Origin of the sequence: Phocaeicola coprocola DSM 17136, from assembly GCF_000154845.1 — a bacterium.
Lineage (GTDB): Bacteria > Bacteroidota > Bacteroidia > Bacteroidales > Bacteroidaceae > Phocaeicola > Phocaeicola coprocola.
The window spans coordinates 8,813-9,784 of sequence record NZ_DS981446.1; the positions used below are offsets into that span (position 1 = coordinate 8,813).

The following is a 972-nucleotide window of genomic DNA, read 5'->3' on the forward strand; positions in this document are numbered from 1 at the left end:
CCTAAGGTTTTTTGCCAGCGGAGCAGTTCATTACCTTAGAACATAAAAAGGATTTCAGCGGAACCGGCATCCGATGGGAGATTCAGGGAGAATATGTCCTGCTGTTCCGCCAGAACAACTATACTTTTTCCGGCCACATATGCGAGGATAAGGGAGAAACGCTGATCAACGTGACCATTTTCGATTTGAATACCCAAACGGGAACACTGAGTAACGAACAGGGATTTTTCAGCATTACGCTGCCGGAGGGGAAACACAAACTTCGTTTCTCTTATATAGGTTATCAGGATGTGGTGAAGGAGGTGGATTTGACATCCAATTACAACGGTGTCATCTACCTGAAAGAAAGCAATACTTCGCTGAAAGAAGTAGTAGTGGTTGCAGACTTGAACGCTTCCCTCCGCACGACACAGACCGGCAAAGTGTCGCTGACCTCGGAACAGTTGAATACGGAGTTTTCGCTGCTTAGTTCACCGGACTTGGTAAAGACCCTCCAGAATATTCCCGGTGTGGCTTCCGGAACGGAGCTGCTTTCCGGCATGTATGTACACGGAGGCAAGAACGATGAGAACCTTTTTCTGCTGGACGGAACACCGCTTTACCAGATCAACCATTTGGGCGGGCTGTTCTCCGCTTTCAATACGGATATTATCAAAAACGTGGATTTCTATAAAAGCGGTTTCCCGGCACGTTACGGCGGCAGACTTTCTTCCGTAGTGGATGTACGCACCAAAGAGGGGAACATGAAGGAGTTTCACGGGACTTTCTCCTTGGGGCTGCTCGATGGCAGAGTCCAGTTTGAAGGCCCGATCATAAAAGACAAGACCTCGTTCAACATAGCCATGCGAAGAAGTTGGGCAGATCTTTTCACAGCTCCGGCATTCTTCCTGCTCAACCGTTCCAATCCCGATGACAAAAAGAACGTGCGTTATCCTTTCACGACATCAACGGGAAAATCACCCACCGTTTTCG

1 pseudogene is annotated in these 972 nt (G+C 48.4%); it reads left to right on the plus strand.

Annotated elements, in window-relative coordinates:
* Positions 1-53 precede the first annotated feature (53 nt).
* Positions 54-972: pseudogene (locus BACCOP_RS02625) on the plus strand (TonB-dependent receptor); the annotation flags it as partial.